The organism is Mesorhizobium sp. M1396 (assembly GCF_040317725.1).
Classification (GTDB): domain Bacteria; phylum Pseudomonadota; class Alphaproteobacteria; order Rhizobiales; family Rhizobiaceae; genus Mesorhizobium.
Map to the genome: position 1 here is coordinate 92,501 of NZ_JAMYLA010000015.1, position 5,000 is coordinate 97,500.

At 55.3% G+C, this 5,000-nt stretch carries 1 protein-coding gene, 1 tRNA gene, 2 rRNA genes and 1 pseudogene; all 5 read left to right on the forward strand.

The genetic code is table 11. From position 1 onward, the window contains the following. Window positions 1-480 precede the first annotated feature (480 nt). Window positions 481-3,302 (forward strand): 23S ribosomal RNA (locus NKH02_RS12420). A 277-nt stretch (window positions 3,303-3,579) separates the two neighbouring features. Next, a 5S ribosomal RNA gene (gene rrf / locus NKH02_RS12425) occupies window positions 3,580-3,694 on the forward strand. 225 nt (window positions 3,695-3,919) lie between these two features. Continuing rightward, window positions 3,920-3,996: transfer RNA gene (locus NKH02_RS12430), tRNA-Met, on the forward strand. A 376-nt stretch (window positions 3,997-4,372) separates the two neighbouring features. Further along, on the forward strand, window positions 4,373-4,639 hold the full coding sequence (locus tag NKH02_RS12435) for a type II toxin-antitoxin system ParD family antitoxin (protein WP_352867758.1): 267 nt from the start codon (window positions 4,373-4,375) through the stop codon (window positions 4,637-4,639). A 3-nt stretch (window positions 4,640-4,642) separates the two neighbouring features. Further along, window positions 4,643-4,955 (forward strand): annotated as a pseudogene (locus tag NKH02_RS12440) (type II toxin-antitoxin system RelE/ParE family toxin). Window positions 4,956-5,000: the final 45 nt, after the last annotated feature.

Consider the following 5,000-nt stretch of genomic DNA (forward strand, 5'->3'; position numbering starts at 1 on the left):
TCCGCAAGGATTGTCCGTTGCGCAATCCGCAAGGATTGTCGCTTCCAGCCGCTGCGTTGCGGTTTGGCGAGCGCGCAATCCGCAAGGATTGTCGCTTCTTCTTCGGAAGGGGATGGTGTCGAGTAGAGATGAGGCGTCAGGAAAAAGTCATTCGTAAAAAGGTTTGCGGTGGGCATCTAGCTCTCCGCCTGTTCTGTTTGACATTGTAAAGAGAAGATTTGTTCGAACTTCATGAGCCGAAAGGTTTGTGATTTGTCGCGGGAGACGCTCAATCTCCCGCATATGATGGGTTTGCCTAACCGCGCCCTCGAACCGATCTCGAGAAGCTGGTCTTTTTGTGCCAATGACATCGGGCTAAATCCCGCACAGGATTTGGCCCAGGCGACAATTCCTTGGGAATTGCGCGGACGCTAAACCCGTAAGGGAGAGGCTGAAGCGACAATCCTTCGGATTGCGCGGGTGGGCATTGGCAATGAGAACGATCAAGTGTCTTAAGGGCAATTGGTGGATGCCTTGGCATGCACAGGCGATGAAGGACGTGATACGCTGCGATAAGCTACGGGGAGGTGCGAATACCCTTTGATCCGTAGATTTCCGAATGGGGAAACCCACCTAAGGTACTTGGAAAATCAGAGCAGCCGGAAGGTCGCAAGGCCGACTTGCTGCTGTGGTTTCCAAGTATCGATAATAGGTAACTTACCCTGAATACATAGGGGTAAAGTGGCGAACGCGGGGAACTGAAACATCTAAGTACCCGTAGGAAAGGACATCAACCGAGACTCCGGAAGTAGTGGCGAGCGAACCCGGACCAGGCCAGTGGCGATTGAGAGACAAGCGGAACCTTCTGGAAAGTAGGGCCATAGTGGGTGACAGCCCCGTACGCGTAATGCAATCAATCGTCCTCGAGTAAGGCGGGACACGTGAAATCCTGTCTGAAATTGGGGGGACCACCCTCCAAGCCTAAGTACTCGTGCATGACCGATAGCGAACTAGTACCGTGAGGGAAAGGTGAAAAGCACCCCGACAAGGGGAGTGAAAGAGTACCTGAAACCGATTGCCTACAAACAGTGGAAGCCCAAGGTTCGTCCTGGGTGACCACGTACCTTTTGTATAATGGGTCAGCGACTTAGTGTGACGAGCAAGCTTAAACCGCTAGGTGTAGGCGCAGCGAAAGCGAGTCTGAATAGGGCGTTCAGTTCGTCGCATTAGACCCGAAACCGAGTGATCTAGCCATGAGCAGGTTGAAGGTAAGGTAACACTTACTGGAGGACCGAACCCATAACTGTTGCAATAGTTCGGGATGACTTGTGGCTAGGGGTGAAAGGCCAATCAAACTCGGAAATAGCTGGTTCTCCGCGAAATCTATTTAGGTAGAGCGTCGACCGAATACCCCAGGGGGTAGAGCACTGGATGGGCTAGGGGTCCTCACCGGATTACCAAACCTAACCAAACTCCGAATACCTGGGAGTACTAGTCGGCAGACACACGGCGGGTGCTAACGTCCGTCGTGAAAAGGGAAACAACCCTGACCTACAGCTAAGGTCCCCAAGTTATGGCTAAGTGGGAAAGGATGTGAGGATCCCAAAACAACCAGGATGTTGGCTTAGAAGCAGCCATCATTTAAAGAAAGCGTAACAGCTCACTGGTCTAAATAAGGGTCTTTGCGCCGAAAATGTAACGGGGCTAAAGCCATACACCGAAGCTTAGGGTTTGGTCCGCAAGGGCCAAGCGGTAGCGGAGCGTTCTGTAAGCTGATGAAGCCATACCCGTGAGGGGTGGTGGAGGTATCAGAAGTGCGAATGCTGACATGAGTAACGTAAGGGGAGTGAGAGACTCCCCCGCCGAAAGACCAAGGGTTCCTGCTTAAAGCTAATCTGAGCAGGGTTAGCCGGCCCCTAAGACGAGGCGGAAACGCGTAGTCGATGGGAACCACGTTAATATTCGTGGGCTTGGAGGTAGTGACGGATCATTGAGGTAGTCCAATCTTATCGGATTGAACGGGCTGCTGCGTGGTTCCAGGAAATAGCTCCTCCTTATAAACCGTACCCGAAACCGACACTGGTGGTCTGGTAGAGTATACCAAGGCGCTTGAGAGAACTATGCTGAAGGAACTCGGCAAATTGCACGCGTAACTTCGGAAGAAGCGTGACCCTTTTCTACGCAAGTAGAGGAGGGTGGCACAGACCAGGGGGTAGCGACTGTTTATCAAAAACACAGGGCTCTGCGAAGTCGCAAGACGACGTATAGGGTCTGACGCCTGCCCGGTGCTGGAAGGTTAAGAGGAGGGGTGCAAGCTCTGAATCGAAGCCCCAGTAAACGGCGGCCGTAACTATAACGGTCCTAAGGTAGCGAAATTCCTTGTCGGGTAAGTTCCGACCTGCACGAATGGCGTAACGACTTCCCCGCTGTCTCCAGCATAGACTCAGTGAAATTGAATTCCCCGTGAAGATGCGGGGTTCCTGCGGTTAGACGGAAAGACCCCGTGCACCTTTACTATAGCTTTACATTGGCATTCGTAGTGGCATGTGTAGGATAGGTGGTAGGCTTTGAAACCTGGGCGCCAGCTCAGGTGGAGCCACCCTTGAAATACCACCCTTATTACTATGGATGTCTAACCGCGGCCCGTTATCCGGGTCCGGGACAATGTATGGTGGGTAGTTTGACTGGGGCGGTCGCCTCCTAAAGAGTAACGGAGGCGCGCGATGGTGGGCTCAGAACGGTCGGAAATCGTTCGCTGAGTGCAATGGCATAAGCCTGCCTGACTGCGAGACTGACAAGTCGAGCAGAGACGAAAGTCGGTCATAGTGATCCGGTGGTCCCGCGTGGAAGGGCCATCGCTCAACGGATAAAAGGTACGCCGGGGATAACAGGCTGATGACCCCCAAGAGTCCATATCGACGGGGTTGTTTGGCACCTCGATGTCGACTCATCGCATCCTGGGGCTGGAGCAGGTCCCAAGGGTATGGCTGTTCGCCATTTAAAGCGGTACGTGAGTTGGGTTCAGAACGTCGTGAGACAGTTCGGTCCCTATCTGCCGTGGGTGTAGGAATATTGAAAGGATCTGTCCCTAGTACGAGAGGACCGGGATGGACGGATCTCTGGTGGACCTGTTGTGGCGCCAGCCGCATAGCAGGGTAGCTATATCCGGACGGGATAACCGCTGAAGGCATCTAAGCGGGAAACCCACCTTAAAACGAGTATTCCCTGAGAACCGTGGAAGACGACCACGTTGATAGGCCGGGTGTGGAAGAGCGGCAACGCTTGAAGCTTACCGGTACTAATAGTTCGATCGGCTTGATCGTTCTCATTCCTTATGCCCATTTGACGAAGTCAAATGGTCTTACCAGCGCTCACGCATGAGCGGCCCCTCCGGGGCCTATGCTCCGCGAGGGCGCCGGAAAACCGGCGACGCGCAGTCGCGCTTGCGGGCTTATGCCCGAAGCGCCCTGTAGAAAACGTCGCCTTGGCACGGAAAGACGGGCAAATGGCGCATGCTTATAGCGAGCAGGTATCTCCTACTCACTATTCCCTACTGCCTAATCCCTAACTCAGCTTCTCGAACAACGTGCGTTTTGCCGACCTGGTGGTTATGGCGGAGCGGCTGCACCCGATCCCATTCCGAACTCGGCCGTGAAACGCTCCAGCGCTGATGGTACTTCGTCTCAAGACGCGGGAGAGTAGGTCGCTGCCAGGTCTGCTAAACGCACGTTGATCTCACATCCAAATCGGATGCAGGGAAATCTTCTCCTTACTTTTGTTGATGCATGTCGTTGCCCCAAAACCGCCAAGCACTTTGGGCGACATGCATAAGGCCCGCCAAGGGAAGCCCGGGCCGCGCAAGCGGCCCTTTCATTTGGCGAGCCATATACCTATTTGTAGGCCATCCTATTCGTAGGCTTGCGCTTACAGCCAAGGTTGACGCGGGGTGGAGCAGCCCGGTAGCTCGTCAGGCTCATAACCTGAAGGTCACAGGTTCAAATCCTGTCCCCGCAACCAAATCCAAAACAGCCCGCCAGGCACCACGCCGGCGGGCTGTTTGCGTTTGGGACCGACTGTCGCCTGCAAGATGAACTCCCCGGCCCACAAAGCGGCCTCAGCTGACAATGAGTGACGCCCGCGAATATCGGCCTGCGTGTGGATCCTCGATCGCGCCGGCGGTCGGGTGCGTCACGCCGCAATAGCCGCAAATGCCGTTGTTGAGCGGCCTTGGGTGCTGAAGCGACACCTCGATCATGCCGAATCAGGTGACGGGCGATTCTCCGGGGGACGAATGGCGCAAAGGTGGAGCAGGACCGAACGATCAAGGTGCCAATAGTTGATATCTATTGCTAGAATCTCGACCCGGTCCCATATTCCCTGCAGGAGCTTGCCAATGCCAAATTACGCTTTGAATGACCACTACGAGAGCTTCATCAGGAAGCAGCTCGAATCGGGCCGCTACAACAATGCCAGCGAGGTTGTCCGCGCGGGCCTGCGCATGCTCGAGGATTTCGAGGCGGAGCGGGAGAGATGGCTGCGCGACGAGATACCAGGCCGGCTGGCTCAACTCCGGCAGGATCCAACCAAGGGCATCCCTGCCGAAACGGTTTTCTCCCGGCTGGAGGCGCGACATCACGCCAAGCAGGCGAAAGCCAAATAGGGGATGGAGTACCAGATTGTCTTCCACCCCAAGGCGGAATCCGAGCTGGAGCAACTCTACGATGACATAGCCGGACGTGCGTCGCCGGCGATCGCCTGGAATTTCATTGTGGGTATCCGCGACCATTGTCTCGGCTTGTCGACTTTTCCACAGCGGGGCACCGAGCGGGTCGAGATCATGCCTGGGCTGCGGATTGTCGGTTACCGGCGTGCCGTTAGCATTGCCTTTGCCGTCGAGGGTGAGCGGGGTGCTGATCCTTGGCATCTTCTACGCTGGCCGAAACATCACACCGGAATTGCTCGAAGAACGGCTCTGAATGCCACTTCCGGTGGGGAACTGCTCTGCAGCCATCTGGGCGCGA